Here is a 20,685-nt window from a genome sequence, read left to right as displayed (position 1 = left end):
GACTTGTTTAATTAATCAGCATCATTCGATGCCGCAGACCATGCATCATAGCCCCCGATCATTGAATAGACATTAGTAAACCCAAGCTGTTGCAAGGTTGCTGTTGCCAATGCACTGCGACCGCCTGATTTGCAATACACCACAATAGGACGTGTTTTATCCTGAAAATCGGGATGTGTCTCTATTGAAAACTCCAGCATGCCGCGAGGAATATGTCTGGCATCAGCGATATGACCCTTAGCGTACTCTTCAGGCTCACGTACATCCAGAGCAATGCTGTCATCGTCCAGCATTTGCTGTGACTGGGAAACACTGATTTGCTGTATGGATGCCTTTGCTGCCTGTACCAGATCCGATGCTGTTTTTGCCATGCGATACTCCTGAATGATTTAAACCTGTGACCATAGTAATCATTAATAGTTGTCAAAGAAACCAATTGCTTGATAACCCAATTGAGGGTTGCGCTGTTACAATGTTTTTCCTTTAATTTTGTAACCCAGCTGATCAACATCTGCCAAAGCCATAATTCGTTATGACCTTATCCAGAATGTTATATCAGTGCCTGAGACAATTATGCTGGCCTATATTATTCGCCGTATCCTGTATGCCTTTCCAATATTGCTGGGTGTCAATGCACTGACATTTGCATTGTTTTTTATGGTTAATACGCCAGATGATATGGCGCGAATGCAACTGGGCGAACGTTACATTACTGAACAGGCGATTACGACCTGGAAACAGGAACGTGGTTACGACCGGGATTTGCTGTGGAATGAATCCGCCGAAGGTTTCGAAAAACTCACCGATACCATTTTTTTTGATAAATCACTGGCGTTATTCAGCTTTGAATTTGGTCAGGCCGATGATGGGCGTGATATTGGTGATGATATCAAAACCCGTATGTGGCCCAGTCTGGCGATCGCCATTCCGGTATTTATTGTTGGTTTGCTGGTCAATATTACCTTTGCGTTGATGATGGTGTTTTTTCGGGCAACCTATGTTGATCTCGGTGGGGTAGTGCTGTGTGTTGTTTTAATGTCGATATCCAGTCTGTTTTACATTATTGCCGGGCAGTTTGTTATCGGCAAAGTCATGCAGCTGGTACCTATCTCAGGCTTCGGTGAAGGCTTCAGTACGATAAAATTCCTGATTTTACCGGTAGCGATTGGCATTGTTTCAGGTATTGGCTCGGGATCACGCTGGTACCGCACTTTATTTCTGGAAGAAATTTCCAAGGATTACGTCCGCACCGCCAGAGCAAAAGGCTTATCTGAAGTGCGGGTTTTGTTTCAGCATGTTTTGAAAAACGCGATGATTCCAATTCTCACTGGCGCGGTAGTGGTAATACCAACCTTGTTTATGGGCAGTCTGATTCTGGAGTCATTCTTTGGTATTCCAGGCCTGGGCAGTTATACCATTGACGCCATTCATGCTCAGGATTTTGCCATTGTGCGAGCCATGGTGTTTCTTGGCTCAGTCTTATATATCGTAGGTCTGTTACTGACCGATATTTCCTACACTTTTGTTGATCCACGGGTACGAATGGATGGCTGATTCAAATATTGATATACGCACCCGCGCTTTACAATGTCTTTTAATTAATGATGCCGCTGACAAAGCGCAACAGACACGACAACTGGCTGTTGAATGCCGTGAACAAGGTTATGTCATTCAGCATCAGCCATTGAATGTTCCGGCCATCCCAGGCAGACCCGATAAGCCCTACCTGGTCTCGCCACGCGATTTACCGCGGCGACGTAATAATCAGCAAACCGGTCATACCACGTTGATTCATGCCATTTGTCATATTGAGTTTAATGCCATTAATTTAGCATTGGATGCCATTGCCCGTTTTGCCAATATGCCAGATGATTTTTATGGTGACTGGTTACAGGTTGCCGATGAGGAAGCCAAACATTTTTCAATGCTATCTGCCCATTTACAGCAGGCAGGGTATGCCTATGGAGAATTTCCGGCACATGATGGTTTATGGGAAATGGCACAGAAAACCCATCACGATCCCTTAACTCGCATGGCACTGGTACCAAGGGTATTAGAGGCGAGGGGACTGGATGTAACGCCGGGCATGATGAATAAACTGCGTGGCAGTGGCGATTTGGCAGCGGTGGAGATTCTAGAAGTGATATTGCGTGAAGAAATTGGCCATGTGGCAATTGGCACGCGTTGGTTTAATTATCTATGCGAACAGCGTGATCTGGAACCCACTCATACCTTCACGACCTTATTAAAAACCTACTTTAATGGTGAGATACGCGGGCCATTTCATATTGAAGCCCGCAAACAGGCGGGCTTTACTGATGCAGAACTGGATTGGCTGGAATCTAATCGTTAGCGGCTTCTGCAGTTTTATGTTTCTTTTCCATCTCAGCCTTTTGCCGACGTGATTCTTTGGGATCTGCAATCAAGGGACGATAGATCTCAATGCGATCTTTTGGACTGAGCGTGGCATTCAACTTACAGATTTTGCCGAAAATCCCGACTTTATCTGTTTCAAGATTGATTTGTGGATAACGTTCCAGAATACCGGAGCGTTTAACGGCTTGTTCCACAGTAGTGTTATCCGGAACTTCCAATGACAAAATCACCTGTTCATCCGGCAGGGCGTAGGCCACTTCTACGGTGATTAATTCAGCGTTAGCGTGTTCCATAAATTTCTCTGGCACGTACACAAAAAGCTTCAACTAATGAACCGGATATCTGAGTGAATACCGGACCCAATGCCAAATCCAGCAAACGGGTGGAAAATTCAAAATCCATATCCAGCTGTACCCGGCAGCCTTCATTATCCCCAATCGGACTGAACTGCCAGAATCCTTCTAAATGACGGAATGGACCATCAATCAGCTCAATACGGATGGATTCACCATGTTGCAGTGTATTGCGGGTAGAAAATTCATGATGAATACCCCCTTTTGCAATATCCAGCGTGGCACAAATCACCTTATCATTTTTACTGATAATTTTACTGTCACGGCACCAGGGAAGAAAACTTGGGTAAGCTTCCACATCGTTGACCAGATCAAACATCTGATCCGGCGAATACATCACCAGTGAACTGCGCGTAATAGTTGTCATTGAGTATTTCTATTGACCTCTAATCAATGTAATCAAAAGATGAAATCCAATACACCCGTCAAACTTACGAATACAACAAAAATCGCTATTGGTGTGACATAACGAACCAAAAAGCGCCATTCGTGATAAATCAGGTTGGATTTAATCCCCAGCTCTTCCTGAGTACTGCGTTGCGACATGATCCATCCAGCAAATATCGCAATGAGCATGCCGCCCAAAGGCAACATAATATTGGCAGTCAGATAATCCAGCAACTCAAAGGCTGTCATATCAAGCCAAGTCCAGTCTTTCAACAGATTAAATGAGAACAAGCTTAACAGCCCTAACAGCCAGACCAATATACCCACCCAGATGCAGGCATTAAGCCGTTTTATCTCAAAGTTTTCGACCAGCCAGGTGACCACCGGCTCGACCAATGAAATCGCTGAACTCAGAGCTGCAAATACCAGCAACAAAAAGAACATGGCACCAAAAAATGCGCCATTCTCCATATGACCAAAGGCAATGGGCAGCGTTTCAAAAATCAGACTTGGTCCGGCGCCGGGTGACATTTCATTGGCAAACACCAATGGAAAAATCGCCAATCCAGCCAGGATCGCCACAGCCGTATCCATAAAGGAAATCGCCAGAGAGACTTTAAAAATAGAGGCTTTCTGGGGCAGGTACGAACCATAAACCATAATGGCACCCATGCCCAGGCTTAGCGTGAAAAACGCATGTCCCATCGCCGTTAGAATACCCTCAGTGGTCAGCTTGGAAAAATCCGGTTTGAACATAAAGTTTACCGCTTGATCAAAATACACCCCGGTTTGATAAGCATAAGCGACCAGAATCAGCAGGATTAAAAATAAAGAGGGCATTAAAAAGCGTACTGATTTTTCCAGACCATGTTGTACACCACGACTGACAATCATCATGGTCAGCATCATAAAAATCGTATGCCAGGCTAAAAGTTTTTCTGGATCTTTCACTAACGACAGATGTAAGTTCCGCGCACCATCAGCCGTCACACCTTCAAATACCCCAAACAATAAGCGAGGAACATAAGCAATTGCCTGACCGGCAATCACGCTGTAATAAGAAAGGATTAAAAAACCGGCCAAAACGCCAGCGAAACCAAGATATTTCCAGAGGGAGGAGGCTTTTTCTTCTTCAGCCAGACTGGCCAGACTGTTAAAAGGGTTTTGTCGACCGCGTCGACCAATCAGAATTTCCGCCATCATGATGGGAACACCGATGGCAAAGATACAGGCAAGATAAACCAGAACAAATGCGCCGCCGCCATATTCCCCAGCAATATAGGGAAATTTCCAGATATTTCCGAGGCCAACAGCCGCCCCCGTTGCTGCGAGAATGAAGGCCCAGCGTGATGTCCACTCACCATGAACCGATTTTAACGGTCTACTCATATCACACTCATTAAAAATAAATAGTCTCGATTCTGGGCGAATTTCCTAAAATGCTCAAGCCAAGCAGCAATCTGCCCATGTATAATGCCGCGATGGCCACCAAGAAAAAACCACAAAACACAGATAACACTATCGCCCGTAACCGGAAAGCGCGTCATGAATTTTTTATAGAAGAAAAATTCGAGGCGGGTTTGGTGCTGGAGGGGTGGGAAGTCAAAAGCTTACGTGAAGGCAAAGCACAGCTGAGTGATAGCTACGTGCTGATTCGTCATGGCGAAGCCTGGTTAGCCAATGCACTAATTACTGCATTGAAAACAGCTTCCACTCACGTTGTTCCAGAACCACAACGCGACCGTAAACTGCTGCTCAATCGTAACGAGCTAAATAAGCTGATTGGCGCAGTTGAGCGCAAAGGCTACACATTGATCCCCCTCGCCATGTATTGGAAGCGGGGGAAAGCCAAGGTCGAAATTGCATTGGCTAAAGGCAAGCAAATGCACGACAAGCGCGCCACCATGAAAGAACGTGATTGGCAGCGTGATAAAGAACGACTGTTTAAAAATATCTAAAGAGATCGTCACGGAACTTTAAAATCCGTATAATGACTAACGTACAACAAACTTTGGGGGCGACCTGGCTTCGACGCGGGTTACGAAACCTAAGGTGCATGCCGAGTACTCCAGTTCTTCTCGTAAAAAAGATTGGAAAAATATAGTTGCTAACGATAACAACTACGCACTAGCTGCTTAATAACCAGTGAATGCCGTCCGACCAGATCCGTGCTTGTGCGTCTGGTATCGGGCGTCGACTCTCACAAGATCGTCTTGACGTATGCTTGGTACTGATTGACTAAAACCTAACAAGATCGCTTCATGTTTTCCCTGTTCATCGGGTAGCTTGAAGTTAAATTAATAGATGAAATAAGCATGTAGAGCTGAAGGCAGAGGATTCGCGGACGCGGGTTCGATTCCCGCCGCCTCCACCAAAACAAAAAATTAACCACCTTTGGGTGGTTTTTTTGTGCCTGAAATTTGCTCAAAATTAAATGGTTTTCTGAACGAACATATTAATACCTTCTCATTTCACAGTTCATTCTAGCCTGTAATTAATGAATGGAACACTAACAAGGACATTGAAAAATAAAGTTGATCTATTCCCTAATTTTTCTTGTGAGCTATATCAATATTGTAAATACCCAATATGGGGATTATAGTACCCATATTGGGTATTTTATTAATGGTGTTGTATGTCAGTAACATCCATCGCTGAAGCATTGTTTACAAAAACACAGCAACGTGTGCTGGGTTTGTTATATGGCAAACCTGATAAAAGTTTTTATACGAACGAGATTGTTCGCATGGCTGCGATGGGTCGGGGCACAGTTACCCGGGAACTGGAAAAACTTACTAGCGCGGGCATATTGATTAGTTCGAAAGAAGGTAATCAGCAGTATTATCAAGCAAATCCAGATAATCCGATATTTGATGAACTGGTGGCGATTGCAACAAAGACATTCGGGGTAGCTGATGTCGTTCGTGAGGCTTTAACCCGCGTTGATGGGCAGGTTTTATGCGCCTTTATCTATGGCTCCATCGCGAAGGGCGAGGCAACGGCCAAAAGTGATATTGATTTGCTGGTTATTTCTGATAATTTGGCTTATGCGGATTTGATGGAATGTCTTGTTGACGCTGAAAAAGCTTTATCGCGACCTATCAATCCTTCTGTTTATGAATTAGAACATTTCAAACAGAAATGGCAGCAAGATAATGCATTTATTTCAAAGGTAATGGACCAACCGAAGATTTGGCTGAAGGGATCAGAAAATGACATTAGCGCATCTTGATAACCTGGTAAAAACTAACAATTTAAAAACAGAACCTGCAGATCAAAAAGAATTTGATGGCATGGTGATTTCTGCCAAACGCCGTTTGCAGGATGCCAATGTGGAAAGCTTATCCGACGATAGCCGTTTTTCATTAGCTTATGGTGCCGCACATGCTTTGTCTTTGGCGTCGATGCGTTGGCATGGATATCGCTCAGACAATCGATATCTGGTGTTTCAATGTTTGGAACACACTGTAGGCATGACAACTAGCAAGTGGCGAGTTTTAGATAAATGTCATAAGCAACGCAATCTGGCTGAATATGAAGGTCATCTGGAAATCACTCCACAGCTACTGGATGAATTGATTGCGATAACGAATGAGTTATTAACGTTGGTTGAAGAGTTGGGGCCAATTGTAAAATAACGATCAGTTGTTGCTGAAGGTGCAACAACTGATCAGAAAAATTATTGTTTTAATTGAGGAGAGGCTGACTCAATCAATAAAACCAATTCCTTTCTTAAGATAGCTTCCAATCCGGTCGAATATAATGACAGGTATATCCGGTTGGATAATGTTGCAGGTAATCCTGATGTTCGGGTTCTGCTTCCCAGAAATCACCGACAGGTTCCACTTCAGTAACAACTTTGCCTGGCCATAATCCAGATTGGTTTACATCTTCAATCGTCTGCTTGGCAATTTCGGCTTGCTCATCGCTGGTGTAATAAATTGCTGAACGATAACTCATGCCCCGATCATTGCCTTGTTGGTTAGGAGTGGTTGGATCATGGATCTGAAAGAAAAACTCCAGTAACTGTCTGTAAGTAATCTGCTCAGGATTAAAGATGATCTCAATACCTTCAGCATGTGTGCCATGGTTTGGATAAGTGGCATTTGGAATATCGCCGCCGGTGTAGCCGACTCGCGATGAGATAACGCCTGGTAATTTTCGAATTAAATCCTGCATCCCCCAGAAACATCCTCCGGCCAGTACGGCACGTTCAGTATTTGTCTCGCTCATTTTGTTTCACCTAAAGTTTCTGAAAACAGATTTTTAAACTCGTCGTAACCTTCTGCTTCAAGCTGTTCAACGGGAATAAACCGCAGGGATGCTGAGTTGATGCAATACCGCATTCCTCCTGCTTCTTCAGGGCCATCAGGGAAAACATGACCTAAATGACTGTCACCATGTACTGAGCGAACCTCAACACGGCGCATGCCCAGACTGTCATCAAAATTTTCGTTCACATTTTCATTCTGCACTGGACGGGTAAAGCTTGGCCAGCCAGTTCCGCTATCAAACTTATCTACTGAAGCAAATAAGGGTTCACCAGAAACTACATCGACGTAAAGCCCAGCTTCGTGATTGTCCCAATAAGCATTATCGAATGGTGGTTCAGTACCGCATTGTTGGGTGACGTAATGTTGCTCAGGTGATAGTTGTTCAACAACTTTAGGTGACTTTTGGTATTTCGTCATGACAATCAGCCTTTTGATTAAAGAGTAATCGTGAAATGGTTTATTGATAAATTAAAGACCCGTCAAAAATACAGTCCGTTCCCATTTAACAATAACGAAAATAACGTGGAGAAAAGTGGGCACGCTCTATTGCTTATGGCGAAAGCGGTCTTAACAATCAGCTTCCACTACCTCAATACGGCCAACATCTTGGTGATTTTTATCGGAATAGACATATACAAGCTTGGCACCCGCCTTTAGAACAGGCTGCATATCAGCATTACTGCAAAGGCTGGCAAGCAATTTGGGTTTGATATCCTCCAGCACCGCCGTCGGATTCACATCGTTAATAGTGACATTGGTTAATGAATAATAATAAGTCATCAAATCGCCGGGACCGGCTAAAGCCTTAATAAGCTGGGTTTCATCATCGATTTTGATGGGCGCTCTGGAATTAATGAATTTTTCAGCCTCCATAAAACCTTCCTCAATCGTTGTCTCGGTTGGCAATTCCTGATCATTGTCAGAAGTGAGGTAGGGTGAAGGCGTATTTATCAAACGCGAAGCTATCATGATAATAGCAACGAACAGAATTATGCCGATGACGAAAAGTAACTTTTTATTCATTATGCTGCCCGATGTCTTTTTAAGGTTTAAGGATAAACAGAATCCTTGCAAGCATACCGATGCATCACTCAAATACAAAATTATCAATACGGCAACATTCCCCCTCCCATAGCTAGCGACCGATCACACCACCATCATCTTTAGTAATAAGTACAGTGGTGGAGCGCGGACGGGTTTTGCCATCACTGGCAGGATAGCTTAGACCAGGATGCTGAATATTCACCCACATCGCTGTATAGTCCGGGCTCCAGGTTATCCCGGTAATCTCACAACCTCTTGGCCCCACCAGAAAGCGTTTAATTTCACGAGTTTCGGGGTTAGCGCACAACATTTGATTACAGCCCATGTTGTCCATCACCGGATCGTCATCATCATAGTCCGTTAGAATCCATAACCGACCATCTTTATCGAATCCTAAACCATCGGGTGAAGAAAATATATCACCTTGAATATTGCCGACTAAATGCTCAGCAACCGGCTGGCCATCAGTATTCTGTGTGCCGGCTTTTTCACCTGCCACGACAAATAATTCCCATTGAAAGGTGATAGCGGCTGGATCGGCCTGATCTTCTTGTATCTTGATAATCTGTCCATGGCGATTATCAGGACGGGGATTGGCAGCGTTGAGCGAAAATTCATTACCACGCAAATAGTTATTGGTTAACGATATATACACATCGAGGTTATGCGGATTCACCGTTGCCCATTCCGGTCGATCCATAGGGGTAGCACCTAGTTGGTCAGCTGCAGCACGGGCATTGACCAATACATCAGCCTGACTGGCAAAACCATTTTCAGCCGTTAAACCCGAATGTCCATGTATCAAGGGCAACCAGCGACCCAAACCATTATCATTAAAACGAGCGACATATAACGTTCCACGATCCAGCATGTCACGATGTTTATGAGGCTGGGTTTTATCGAAACGTTGTTCCGGCACAAACTTGTAGACATATTCACCCCGGGTATCATCGCCCGAGTAAAAAGCCATCTGTCCATTTTCAGCTAAAGCTGGGGTGACACCCTCACGACAGAATCGGCCAAACGCCGTACGTTTGATTGGCTTGCTCTCTGGATCAAACGGATCAATTTCAACCACCCAACCAAAGCGATTAGGTTCATTGACATAGCCTTGATGGGCGAGAGCAGGGTTGGGCGTGGCATCAAAGCGTTTATCAATGGTATTCCAGCCATAGTTTTTGGCTTCTTTTCCTGTTGAAATGCCATAACGATGATGTGATACCCGTGACTGATAATCCGAAGCATCCTGATTTGTAAAATAGTTATGCCAGTTTTCTTCGCACGCCAGATAGGTGCCCCAAGGGGTAAAGCCATTAGAACAATTGTTTAGCGTGCCGATGATATCCATCGCCGCCGGATCATCCACGGTTTTTAACAAATCATGACCAGCCAAAGGCCCACTGACCTGCATCGCGGTTAGGGCCGAAATACGACGGTTATAAACCGATGGATATACGCGCTGCCATTGGCCCTGGTTGTCTTTTTTGACCTCAATGACACTGACACCATGGGCAGCCTGTTCTTTTTTGACATCTTCCATTCGGCGTTTTCCATCGACATAGGTGAAGCCATCTTGGTGGAGGGTCGGATTCACATATTCATGATTAATTACCATTAAGCCGCGATTATGATCGTCTGGAAAAGCAAAAAAATGCATGCCATCATGATTTTGGCCGGCTTGTTTTAATTGTTCTTGCCAGCTGTTTGTGGCATCGGTCTTCCAAGCCGTTGCCCCTGTTTCAACCGGATCACCCCAAGAAAAAAAGGCTTTCGCTTGATAGCCATCGGCAACCATAACTTTATCAAATCCAGGATCGGTTTGAGGCTGGATGCTATTAAAGCCGATAAAGGGGATATTCAGATTGTTTTTGCCTGCGGCAAACACCAGATTTGACGACAAATTGAGTCCAAAAAAACCCAATGCCGCAGCGTTTAAACTACCTTTCAGCATTTGACGCCGAGACAACACAATTTGATTTAAATTGGGTTCGGCACTGGTATTAATGGCGATATCATCATGTGCTGACATCTGTTGATGAAAGTCGGAAACGCAAGGCTTATTCATAGAAAGTTTATTTTTCATTGGTTGATACGATATTCAAAAGTATTAAGTACGTTATTCACGGCTACCGCATTTCCATTCACCATTCTGGGTGAGTATCGAAAGGTTTTGGCGGCTTCTAAAGACGGCTTTTTAAACAATGGGTGGCAGTTTGCCAGGACTTCAGGTGTTTCCACTTTACCTTGGGTATTGACGGTATAACGTACCGTGCAATCACCTTCCAGGCCTTTTCGTAATGCGCCACGAGGATATTCTGGAGCCTGTTTTTCTATTGGTTTATAGCGCTCGACCGAAAAGGGCTCACTAGCCTCAGCGCTTGCGATCACATCCTGCTTAACCGGTGTCTTCGCAGCGCTATCGGTCTTTTTTGTTTGCTGCGCTAAGGCTGGTTTAGTCGGTTTAGCGGTGGGCTGAACACGCTTTTTTTCAGGTTGTTCAATCATTTTTTCGACGATCTTTTTCTCTGGCTCAGCCTGCTTTTGCTTGATAGGTTTTGGTATAACTTTCTCAGGTATCGGATTTTCTTCAACCCGTTTAAAAGCCAGTTCATTCTGAACCACGGGTGTTGGTTCAGTTTTTTGTACCACGGGTGGGGGGTCAAACACAGGTTGAGTCGGTTCCGGGATAGTCAGCGGAACCGGCTCAACCGGTTTGATTTCAGGGGCAGGCTTTGACAGCCTTAACATTTGAATTTTAATCGTACTCAGTTTGGGCTCATCCTGCTGAGCAGGTGTCCATGAGTTTAATAACAATCCCGCCATGGCCAGATGAAATAAACCGACCAGTAATAATGCTGATGTACTTAATCCGGCATTCTCGGCTGGTGGATTGATAAAACGGTCATCATAAAATCCTACATCAGTCATCGGGTGACTCCGTGATCAGTCCGATATCTTCGATGCCGACTTGTTGCAATGCCGCGATGGCTTTGACCACTGACGCATAATCTGTTGCTTTGTCACCCCGAATAAAGAAAAGCAAATCAGGATGTTGCAATCTGATCTGGTCAATTTTTATGACCATCTCATCCAATGTTACCGCCTGATCAGAGCGTGATTTGATGTCCACCTCAGAACCGACATTCCAGTAATAACTCCCATCAGCCACCACAGATAAACTCAAAATGGTTTTTTGACTATCTGTTGGTAACGCTTTGGCTGCGACTTTAGGCAGTTCAAGTTTGACGCCTTGCACCAGCAAGGGTGCAGTAACCATAAAGATGACCAGCAGTACCAGCATGACATCGATATAGGGCACCACATTCATTTCAGCTTTGAGGGCGTGTTTGGTAACAGGTTTTCTTATCATGATGAATTCACGCAACTTTAGCTAATGGTGTGCGGTGCAACACACGCTGCAACCGGGTAATAAATTCATTACCAAAATGGTAATAACGTGTGCTTAATGATCCGGCACGTTTGCTCAATTGGTTGTAAGCCACTACCGCCGGTATCGCAGCGAACAAGCCAATTGCTGTGGCGATAAGGGCCTCAGCAATACCCGGTGCAACGGTATTTAAGGTCGCTTGCTCAACTTGAGACAAACCGATAAACGAATTCATAATGCCCCACACAGTGCCAAACAGACCGATATAGGGACTGACCGAACCGATAGTGGCTAAATAAGAAAGCCCTTTTTCCAACTCGACTTCCTGTTCACCAATATTGACCAGCATGGCCCGTTCGACATTCTCGACAATCTCATCCTGGGGGAGCGCATCGAGTTGGCGATATTTTTCATATTCCAATAAACCTGCTTGATAAATAGCCGGAAGTGCTTGGTAAACAGTCTGGTTATTTGCAGTCGAGTCCAGCTTCGTGAGATCTGCTGTTTGTCTGAACCGTAGCTGGAATTGGCGATTTTGTTTTTCCAAACGGCCCAATACCCTGGACCGCCAGATAATTAAATACCAACTCACCATAGAGGCTAAAACCAGAATAATCATTACGATTTTTACCAGCAGACTGGCTTCACTCACCAAGCCCCACATGGTCATTTCATGCATTGAAGATTCCATGATGACTCCTTATTTTTTATTCGCAGAAAGGCCAAGTTGGTCAGCGATATCTGACCAAGGCACATATTTGAAATTTTGATTGTCTACCGGCATCCGGTTGCGTCCGTCTTGTACCACCAACATGCCTTGATGCCATGGTTCACCCAGATTGACGCTGGTGACATCCAGACCATCGGTTTCCGAAACACCATCAATGCCTGCATCGGTATTAAAGCCAACCCGGAAAACACCACGGTAAGCAAATGGGGGGAGTGCATCGATTACGACGTAACTATCATTACCCTGGCTGGAGATCACCAGATAATTCTCTTGCTGCGTTTGATACAAGCTGAGACCTTCTATGTCCGCTTTAAGATGGTCACCGTCTGCAATGACTTCCGTTAACGTTGATGCTTTATCTGCACGGGCATCCAACACCCAAACGGCATTATTTTCTTCACCGACAAACAAACGATGATTTTTATCATCCGCGACACAGCCTTCGGGTTGTGAGCCCACGCTAAATTCACGTACCAGTTCAGCATCAATCTTGCCGTGGTTATCCTGCATGCGATATTGGAAAAAGCGTCCATCTTTGTCATTCACAATGGTGTAAATATCACCGGCCTGATTTTTATACATACACAAGCCATAAATATCCTGACTTGCCGTTGGCACCTGTCCTAATTCACTGACAACTCCCGAGGAAGGGGCAATGGCAAACACATGTAACGAGTTGTGGTCACGATTACTGGCGACGGCTAAATCAATTTTTTGGCCGTTCAAGTTAAAACCAGCTCGCACATCGACATTGTTCACCCGACCCACCGCCAGGTGTTGTTGCGTTTTCCCTTTCAAGTCATACACCACTAAACCACCTTGTTTATCAGTGCCTAAAATCAGACTTTGTTGAGGGTTTTTTGGATTAACCCAAATGGCCGGATCATCCGCTGCATCACCTAAACTCGGCACGGGATCAGTTTGTAGTTGAGGTTTAATCACTGGAATCGTCGCTGCTTGAGCAGTGTCTTGATAATTCCAGGGCAGGCTGAAGGTTGCCAGACCGTCATCGTGTTTAATGCGAATGGTTAATTTTTTATCGTTTAGCCGAGCACTGATATTTTCTGGATCCGATAGGTTGGTTAATGGGTAGCTTGCAAGCGAATGCCAAACGCCATCGTTATTTTGATAGGCATGTAATGTCTTAGCTTCTGAATCGAGTACCAGTAATCCACCAGGTACCAATGCCATTCCCGCCGCACTTTGAGATAACTCTCCAAAGGGTTTCATTAATGCGACAGGATCACGGATGAGATCTGCCTCAGGATGTGCCTGGTAGGCCCAGATACCGACGTTTTCTTCGTTGATATACATCAATGATTGTTTATCATCGACCTGACAATATTCACTATTGGGAGGCGTGCTCAAGCGACGGATTAATTTTGGCTGTGCTACTGAATTGGTCGCGTCAGAAACCAACCATTGCTCACCATGACCTTCTTCGCCCACTAGAAACAAAAAGCCATTATGGGCTTCATCCTGATACAGGCAGACACCATCAATCTTAAAAGCCGGTTGCGGTATATAAACGGGTTGATTCCAGTTTTGGGCGGTTTTATCAAATACCGTCACCATGGCTTGCTGACGATCCACATCTACCGTAGCCAGTAACAGGCCTTTTTGAACTAATCTATGGTCAATACTGCCAAAATTACCTTTTAACAGACTGAGTTGCCGGCCTTGTTTATCCTCAATAACAATGCCCTTATGTTCATAAGACAGCAGGCTATCGGCCTTAGGCATTATTTGAGGTTGAGTTAACAGTTGGGCGGCTTCAATTGGCTGGCTATTACTTGAAATAGACAGCAGTTCAGCCTCTGCCATGACCGTAAGTGAGGTTGTCATCATCATGCAAGACGCCAATGCGGTCAGTTTTAGCTTGAATTGGTTTTTTTTCATTTGCTTCACTTTAAAGTTGATAATCAAGATGGTTTAGAAATTGGTTAATGTAAAACCAAGCTTGATGGTCGGACCGTATTCTTCATATTGCGCGTTATATGAACTGCTGCGGTTGTAGACATAGAAACTTTCGTCAGTGATATTTTTCACTTCCAGACTGATTTGAGCATTTTTAGTTAAGAAATAGCTGGCGCCGAAATCCAAAAACACTTGTGAGTCCACATATTGATCCAGTGCTTCATCATCGATAGCGGCTACTTCAGATAAATAAGACGATTTATAGTTGGTCGATAAACGCATGCTCAGCTTGTCGTTTTCCCACCCGATCATCAGATTACCCACTTGTTTTGATTGGCCGGGCAGATCAATGCTACGTGTTTGTCCAAGCCCTTCGATTTCAGCATCGGATTGACTGAAGGTCGCATTAGCACCCACTAAAAGGCCATTCCAGGGGGCAGGTAACCAACTGAGCTTTTGGGAATAGGCGAGTTCGATGCCGTAGACCTCAGCTGAATCACCATTGGCAAATGTCACCGCTTCATCAAAGTCAGCGAATAGGCCAGTGCCAGACACATCGGTGTTATACACAAAGTCGGATATATCTTTATAGAAAACATAGGCAGAAACCGCACCCGCACGACCCATGTAATGTTCAATGCCGAGATCCAGGTTTTTCGATGTCATCGGATCTAAGTCAGGATTACCAAAGCTGGCACTGTCGCCACTTTCAATTGAGAACCCTGGAGCCAGTGCTTCAAAGGTCGGACGAACCACGCTATTGGTCCAGGCCGCCCGAATTTGTGTTTTATCATCTAGATAATAAGTACCGTGTAAACCAGGCAACCAATGGTTGTAGCTGTTTTTACTGGAGATAGTTTCAAACTCGTCGTCTCTGATGCCAGTCCCTTTGGCTTTAAAACGCGTCCCTTCGTATCGCAAACCGGCAATGATGGTCCACTCATCCAAATCCAGGGTGTTCATGACATAGGCTGAGTTAATGTCCTCGTTCATCACATAATCGTTAATACGTGATTCTTCTTCGTTAACGTTATCGGCTTTATTCAATTTGTTCAGTAACGCCTCAACAGCCGAGCTACTGATGCCGTTACCAAATTGATTCAAACTATAATCCACATTGCCAGCACTATATGCAGCAAGACTGGTGTCATTGCTGCCGAAATCTTCAAATTCCCAAGCCTCTAAATCATTATCTTTTTCACGACGTGATAATTTGCCACCAAATTTTATTTGTGATGCATAACCTTTTAAATCAAAGTCTCTGGCAAGATCAAACTTGATGTTTTTTTCAGTATCGGTGGTTTTTTGCTCTTCCCATTCCACGCTATCTAATTCAAAACTGTTGGGATCATAATAATCTGCACCAGCATTCAGTGTGGGTTTTGAAGTACTGCCATAGCCAACACCATCAAAATCCCCGACAAATTTTGCACCGGCAATATGGCCGGGTGAATCTTCACTCGCACGGCTGTAACCAACTTGTCCATTGATTGTCCACAAGTCGATAGTTTTTTCACCACCAAAGACATAAGACTGGATTTCTTGGGTTTCTTTACGATCTTTTACTTCACGAAAACCTTCAGCACCGTCACCGGACTCATTGGGGAGTAGGGGATCGGCAAACTCCATACCCGCTGCATTACGCGTTTCAGTATCGGTAAACTGGCTGAATAGGGTTCGCAGATAATAGTTGGTATGGATATCCGCTTTGTAATCAAAGTTAACGCCAAGGCCCAGCCGTTCACGGGTGATATCATAATCACGCTGTTCCAGCTCTCCTAAACGTGGGCTCCCATCAAAATCCCAAGCACCACCGGTTTCCACATTATCCGAACCAAAATCCCGTTTTTGCCAGCTCAGAGCCGCCGCAACGCCAAAATTATCAACGCCTTCGCCAATACTAAAGATATTACTGAAGGCACCAGATCCTTTGGGACTGGTTTGATCGGTATTGTCGTCATAGCTACCTTCAGCGGAGAGGGTATAAAACAAACCATCATGATCAAACGCCGATAAGCTTCTGACATTGACCGTACCACCAAGAGAGTTGGCATCCATATCTGGTGTCAACGTTTTCACCACAGAGAGTGACTGAATCAGCTCGCTGGGTAAGACGTCTAATGCTACGGCACGTGTGCCATCCTCTGGTGAAGGGATATTGGTCCCGTTGATCGTGACAGCATTTAACTCCGGTGCCAGACCTCGCACTGTGACAAAACGTCCTTCACCCTGATCATTTTCAACTGAAACACCGGGCAAACGTTGCAAAGCTTCGGCAGCATTATCATCCGGTAATTGACCAATACCATCGGCGTGAACCACGCTTTCAATACTGTTTGAATTACGTTGTTCATTCAGCGCTTTATCAATCTGTACGGCTTGACCGAAAACCTGCACCTTTTCCATATTGATTTCATCAGCGGCAAAAGCACCATTACTGAAAACGCTCGCGATGCTCAACGCAATCAGACTGAGTTTATGAGTTGGCCGCTCTCTGGTTTCTACTGTCAATTTCATTACCTACCCTTGTTGTCATAGTGGTGGATGGCGGCAAGTCTAGGGATGGTAAATGACAGATCGATGACAGCTAAAAATAAAAATACTAAAAATCAATGACTTATAAGCATGGTTGGTGCTGTTTAGAGCTCATTTGACTGAGGGATGTATTGTTTTTAAAAACCAGGAAGGCAATTTTAAAGAAGTAAATGTTCTATTAATTCAATTGGTTAATTTATGTTTAGCAAAAAAAATCAGCGTTTATTGGAGAAAATAATTCAACTTTTTGTGAGCTGATTTGACTGCCTTATATGTAATGAAGTTGTCATTTTTGTAGCGTAGTTTCGCCGAAAACAAACCTATAACGCATTTTAAAAGTCGGCTAAATCAATGAAAAAAAGAGCTTTTTTACAGACTTGTTATTCTTATGGCCTCGCTATAGCTATTGGCATTGGTTTACTGATTATTAGTGTGTGGGGGGACCTGAAACCCACAGTTGAAATTAGTTGGCTGGATGTCTTTTCAGAAGGGGGAATGGTCATTCTGGCTTTATTCTGGCTGGCGCTGTTATTACGCAGTCGACCGGCAGGCAGAGTGACCCAATTACTGGCACTCGGCTTATGTGCCATTGTGTTTTCATGGTCAATGGATGTAGCGGATGAGTTTATCCGTATGCCATCGTCGCTCATCTGGCATAACTGGTTAGAAAGCTTACCTATCCCTATCGCTTTAATACTGTTAAGTGTTGGTATCTATCACTGGCATCAAGAAGAAATCGCCATCAGTGCACAAATGGTCAAGCGTGAGCGGTACTTTCGTGAACATCGCCTATTCGACAAACTGATCCCAGTGGGGGGCGCCGCCTATCTGAAAAAACAATTAAAACTCTCTTTGGCTGAAAGTAAAAAACTCCAGCAACCACTTGCTCTAATTGCCGTTGATCTGGATAACTTTAATATGATTAACCGTCTCTATGGCGCAGCAGAAAGTGATCATATTTTGCAGCTTATCTGTCAGCTATTACTGCTCAATCTGCGTGATGAAGATCTGATCTGCCGTTTGGCCGGTGATCGCTTTGTGGTGTTATTACATAATACCTCTGAACACGATGCGCAGCAGATGAGCATTGATTTACAAAACGCTGTTTCCAGCTTTGCCTATCGAACTCGCGAACATCATCAACGGGTGTATTTATCAGCCACGGTGGTCACCACCATGGCGAGAACGGATGATTCGGATTCTTTGATTAAACGTCTCAATCTAGAAATCAGTAAAACCAGACAGCAACTTTCAAACGCCACCTAAGCAAATGACGCCGCCCATTAAAACGCTTGGCTATGAAATAGACACAGCGTGCATTGCTGCCCATTATCAACCTGCAGTTTTGGTTGAGTTAGCTTTGTCACGCGAGGTCGATAGTCGTCAATTGTTGAGAAGCACCCGTATTCAACTTGAAGATTTCAGATTGGCAGAAAAAAGTATCAGTCCAGATCAATACCTCACGCTCATCAATAATTGCCGAAAATTAGTCAACGCCGATGACACCAGTTTTTTGTATGGTCAACGCTTATGGCCAGGCTGCTTCGGTGCGGCGAGTCAGGCCTTACAGCTGGTCAGTAACCTGCGTCAGGCGATAGACATTATCAGTGAGTTTCACGCCATTTTATCGCCGCTATTTACCCCACGTTTTTATACCAACGAAGAAGAGTTATTTCTATTCTGGCAAGACGCAACTGGCAGTCAAGAGCAACAGCAGTTTCTGATTGAAGCGCACATGACCGCCTTTATCTCAATGGTGTCCTGGTTATCAAAAGAGAAAATGCCCTGGCGTTGTGAATTTACTTATGCAGAACCGACTTATATTGAACAATATTGGGTCAATATGGGGCAGAACCTAGCCTTTGAACAGCAAATGAACTGCATGCGATTGCCCATTGAACTGCTGGATAAACCCTGGCCAAACACTTCACAGCTCAGTATTCACGGAGCACTAAAAGAAGCTCATAAACAGCTGTTATCACTGCATAGCCCCCAAAGCTTTATTGATCAGCTTTACGACTATATTCAATCGCATATTCGACAACCACTTAATTTGGAAAAAGTCTCAGCCGCGTTTGGCATCAGTCCCGCGTCAATGAAACGAAAATTAAAAAAGCATCACACCACTTTTCAGCAGCAAATTGACATGGCACGAAAAAATACCGCCATTTATCTGTTTCAGGTCAAGCACTTCAATAACCAGCAAATCGCCGAATATCTTCGATTCAATGATATGAATAACTACCGCCGTGCCTTTAAACGCTGGACGGGGCTGTCACCATATACCTTGTTCTGAATCACCACCTGATTGCCAAGCTTTTCAAATTACCGTTAGGGAAAAAGAATGAAATTGTTATCCAAATTAACATTAAGCAGCTTGTTACTACTGGGTATGGTCTTGATCATGGGCTGTAGTAAAGAGCCTGCCAACACAGCAGAGCTGCGCTTTGTGGTGTTAGGTGATGCAGAGCCAAAGCCCGAAGCCAAGTTTCCAAATATGGCAGCTGCCGTGGCAGATATCAATCAACTTATTCCAAGCTTGGATCTGACGTTTGCTGTTGGCGTAGGAGATATCGCCCATAAAGGAACGTTGGTGCAATACGAACAGGCCACGCCGGTATTACAAGCGTTGAATCTACCGTTTTATCCTATTATGGGCAACGAAGAGCACGGCAGTACCACAGAGCGATTTTTAAGCTTTGCCAATTTGTGGAATCAGGGTAAAACCACCATCGACAGTACTCGATATACGCTTGAGCTTGATAGTGTGGCGCTGATACTGGCCTCGCCAGATTTTGGCCGCGACTTTAATGATGATGGAATTGCCTGGTTAAAAAGTGAAGTCGGCCGACTGGCACCTAAACCGGTGATGTTGGTGGTGCATGGTGCTCAACAAGGTGTTTTTAAAGAAAATCCTGATAAAGGCATCAGTCACCCAGGTTTTGTAACAGAAGTCATTAGCCAATCAAATGTACGCGCAGTAATCTCCGGCGATTTACATATGGATATGCCACGGGTAAACCACTCATTAGAATTAAACGGCGTACATTACTTACATATCCCGGCGTTAGAACGCACCAAAATTCCAGATGAAAGCCACCATCAAGCAATGTATCGGATTTTAAGTCTGATGCAGGATGGCACGGTTGTGGTGGATACCTATCAAACGGGTAATCTGGAGCCATTAGCCGATTATCAGTACCGTTTCAGACTCTAACAAGCAACATCTGCAGTTGGTATTCATCGGAGCATAGTTGCTTATCAACAGAGGGCAATGCCAATCTGTGAAGTGGATTCCCACGGTGGACCGTGGGAACCAGTATTCGTTAGAAAACTTAGCGTGACTGCATACGCTCAATCGTTGTGGTCAATACGCGTTTCATTTTATCGGTCGCGCCGGTAAACGCTTGTTTGATGGTCGCGGCGTCATGGGTGACCACATTGGGTTGGTGGCCTTCTATCCGGGCTTCGATCAGGCAACGGATATCATCAGCACCGCCACGATTTTCACTGTTTTGATCACTTAGATGTACTTCGACACGAGTAACGTGTTCATCGAATCGTTTGAGAGAATGTTGTAGTTCCTCACGAATAGAGTCGGTGAGCGTGTCATCGCCTGGAATGTGGCGATCGGTATTAACCTGAATTTGCATGCAACCTCCATTGAGTGAAATAAAACCT

At 44.5% G+C, this 20,685-nt stretch carries 22 protein-coding genes and 1 other RNA gene; 9 read left to right on the top strand and 14 right to left on the bottom strand.

The features are described 5' to 3' along the window. Positions 1-11 precede the first annotated feature (11 nt). Positions 12-371, bottom strand: a complete 360-nt coding sequence (locus B3S93_RS08130) for a rhodanese-like domain-containing protein (protein WP_292748628.1) — start codon at positions 369-371, stop codon at positions 12-14. Between the two features lie 202 nt (positions 372-573). On the opposite strand from B3S93_RS08130, the gene B3S93_RS08125 reads away from it, so the two are divergent. Both B3S93_RS08125 and B3S93_RS08120 read left to right on the top strand, forming a co-directional pair. Beyond that, a complete protein-coding gene (locus B3S93_RS08125; protein ID WP_292357537.1) occupies positions 574-1,554 on the top strand; it encodes an ABC transporter permease in 981 nt (326 codons plus the stop codon). Further along, on the top strand, positions 1,547-2,353 hold the full coding sequence (locus B3S93_RS08120; protein ID WP_292399369.1) for a ferritin-like domain-containing protein: 807 nt from the start codon (positions 1,547-1,549) through the stop codon (positions 2,351-2,353). The genes B3S93_RS08125 and B3S93_RS08120 overlap by 8 nt, the downstream gene beginning before the upstream one ends. Here the strand turns inward: B3S93_RS08120 and B3S93_RS08115 are convergent. From B3S93_RS08115 to B3S93_RS08105, 3 genes are read right to left on the bottom strand one after another with little or no spacing between them, the layout of a single operon-like run. Then, the gene (locus B3S93_RS08115) at positions 2,343-2,669 is read right to left on the bottom strand and encodes an RnfH family protein (RefSeq protein ID WP_292399366.1); all 327 of its coding nucleotides are present in this window, start codon (positions 2,667-2,669) and stop codon (positions 2,343-2,345) included. The genes B3S93_RS08120 and B3S93_RS08115 overlap by 11 nt on opposite strands. Beyond that, complete coding sequence (locus B3S93_RS08110; RefSeq protein ID WP_292357532.1) at positions 2,656-3,096, bottom strand: type II toxin-antitoxin system RatA family toxin; 441 nt, start codon at positions 3,094-3,096, stop codon at positions 2,656-2,658. The genes B3S93_RS08115 and B3S93_RS08110 overlap by 14 nt, the downstream gene beginning before the upstream one ends. A 32-nt stretch (positions 3,097-3,128) precedes the next feature. Then, entirely contained in the window at positions 3,129-4,505 is a 1,377-nt protein-coding gene (locus B3S93_RS08105) for a sodium-dependent transporter (RefSeq protein ID WP_292399363.1), read from the bottom strand. A 92-nt stretch (positions 4,506-4,597) separates the two neighbouring features. On the opposite strand from B3S93_RS08105, the gene smpB reads away from it, so the two are divergent. The 4 genes from smpB to B3S93_RS08085 all read left to right on the top strand — a co-directional run bounded on the left by smpB (position 4,598) and on the right by B3S93_RS08085 (position 6,754). Further along, a complete protein-coding gene (gene smpB / locus B3S93_RS08100; protein ID WP_292357723.1) occupies positions 4,598-5,074 on the top strand; it encodes an SsrA-binding protein SmpB in 477 nt (158 codons plus the stop codon). Between the two features lie 55 nt (positions 5,075-5,129). Beyond that, positions 5,130-5,490, top strand: a transfer-messenger RNA (tmRNA) gene (ssrA, locus tag B3S93_RS08095). Between the two features lie 261 nt (positions 5,491-5,751). Continuing rightward, positions 5,752-6,348 (top strand): nucleotidyltransferase domain-containing protein, encoded by a 597-nt coding sequence (locus tag B3S93_RS08090; RefSeq protein WP_292399361.1) that lies wholly within the window; start codon positions 5,752-5,754, stop codon positions 6,346-6,348. Continuing rightward, positions 6,329-6,754 carry a hypothetical protein gene (locus B3S93_RS08085; RefSeq protein ID WP_292357527.1) on the top strand — a complete coding sequence of 142 codons (426 nt, stop codon included), beginning with the start codon at positions 6,329-6,331 and terminating at the stop codon, positions 6,752-6,754. Before B3S93_RS08090 ends, B3S93_RS08085 begins: the two co-directional genes overlap by 20 nt. Before the next feature lie 94 nt (positions 6,755-6,848). Here the strand turns inward: B3S93_RS08085 and msrA are convergent, their stop codons facing one another. The 9 genes from msrA to B3S93_RS08040 form a co-directional block, all read right to left on the bottom strand. Further along, complete coding sequence (gene msrA / locus B3S93_RS08080; RefSeq protein ID WP_292399358.1) at positions 6,849-7,349, bottom strand: peptide-methionine (S)-S-oxide reductase MsrA; 501 nt, start codon at positions 7,347-7,349, stop codon at positions 6,849-6,851. Further along, entirely contained in the window at positions 7,346-7,807 is a 462-nt protein-coding gene (msrB, locus tag B3S93_RS08075; RefSeq protein WP_292357523.1) for a peptide-methionine (R)-S-oxide reductase MsrB, read from the bottom strand. Before msrB ends, msrA begins: the two co-directional genes overlap by 4 nt. Positions 7,808-7,957: 150 nt before the next feature. Further along, positions 7,958-8,413 carry a hypothetical protein gene (locus B3S93_RS08070; RefSeq protein ID WP_292399355.1) on the bottom strand — a complete coding sequence of 152 codons (456 nt, stop codon included), beginning with the start codon at positions 8,411-8,413 and terminating at the stop codon, positions 7,958-7,960. Between the two features lie 112 nt (positions 8,414-8,525). Next, positions 8,526-10,517, bottom strand: a complete 1,992-nt coding sequence (locus B3S93_RS08065) for a PhoX family protein (RefSeq protein WP_292399352.1) — start codon at positions 10,515-10,517, stop codon at positions 8,526-8,528. Continuing rightward, positions 10,514-11,362 carry an energy transducer TonB gene (locus tag B3S93_RS08060; protein ID WP_292399349.1) on the bottom strand — a complete coding sequence of 283 codons (849 nt, stop codon included), beginning with the start codon at positions 11,360-11,362 and terminating at the stop codon, positions 10,514-10,516. Before B3S93_RS08060 ends, B3S93_RS08065 begins: the two co-directional genes overlap by 4 nt. Further along, on the bottom strand, positions 11,355-11,804 hold the full coding sequence (locus tag B3S93_RS08055; RefSeq protein WP_292399346.1) for an ExbD/TolR family protein: 450 nt from the start codon (positions 11,802-11,804) through the stop codon (positions 11,355-11,357). Before B3S93_RS08055 ends, B3S93_RS08060 begins: the two co-directional genes overlap by 8 nt. 7 nt (positions 11,805-11,811) lie before the next feature. Beyond that, positions 11,812-12,513 carry a protein TolQ gene (gene tolQ, locus B3S93_RS08050; protein ID WP_292399344.1) on the bottom strand — a complete coding sequence of 234 codons (702 nt, stop codon included), beginning with the start codon at positions 12,511-12,513 and terminating at the stop codon, positions 11,812-11,814. Positions 12,514-12,522: 9 nt separating this feature from the next. Then, a complete protein-coding gene (locus B3S93_RS08045; protein WP_292399342.1) occupies positions 12,523-14,451 on the bottom strand; it encodes a phytase in 1,929 nt (642 codons plus the stop codon). 33 nt (positions 14,452-14,484) lie between these two features. Next, entirely contained in the window at positions 14,485-16,986 is a 2,502-nt protein-coding gene (locus tag B3S93_RS08040; protein WP_292399340.1) for a TonB-dependent receptor, read from the bottom strand. A 369-nt stretch (positions 16,987-17,355) separates the two neighbouring features. On the opposite strand from B3S93_RS08040, the gene B3S93_RS08035 reads away from it, so the two are divergent. Genes B3S93_RS08035 through B3S93_RS08025 form a run of 3 tightly spaced genes read left to right on the top strand, consistent with a single transcriptional unit; the run spans position 17,356 to position 20,221 of the window. After that, positions 17,356-18,270, top strand: a complete 915-nt coding sequence (locus tag B3S93_RS08035; RefSeq protein ID WP_292399337.1) for a GGDEF domain-containing protein — start codon at positions 17,356-17,358, stop codon at positions 18,268-18,270. 4 nt (positions 18,271-18,274) lie between these two features. Further along, complete coding sequence (locus tag B3S93_RS08030; RefSeq protein WP_292399334.1) at positions 18,275-19,300, top strand: AraC family transcriptional regulator; 1,026 nt, start codon at positions 18,275-18,277, stop codon at positions 19,298-19,300. Positions 19,301-19,348: 48 nt separating this feature from the next. Next, positions 19,349-20,221 (top strand): metallophosphoesterase family protein, encoded by an 873-nt coding sequence (locus tag B3S93_RS08025; protein ID WP_292399331.1) that lies wholly within the window; start codon positions 19,349-19,351, stop codon positions 20,219-20,221. A 118-nt stretch (positions 20,222-20,339) separates the two neighbouring features. On the opposite strand, the gene B3S93_RS08020 is transcribed toward B3S93_RS08025, so the two are convergent. Beyond that, positions 20,340-20,657 carry an HPF/RaiA family ribosome-associated protein gene (locus tag B3S93_RS08020; protein ID WP_292357519.1) on the bottom strand — a complete coding sequence of 106 codons (318 nt, stop codon included), beginning with the start codon at positions 20,655-20,657 and terminating at the stop codon, positions 20,340-20,342. Positions 20,658-20,685 lie beyond the last annotated feature (28 nt).

Origin of the sequence: Methylophaga sp. UBA3613, from assembly GCF_002375415.1 — a bacterium.
Taxonomy (GTDB): Bacteria; Pseudomonadota; Gammaproteobacteria; order Nitrosococcales; family Methylophagaceae; genus Methylophaga.
Note: the sequence above shows the minus strand (reverse complement) of the source record. Positions and strands in the feature narration are given on the sequence as shown.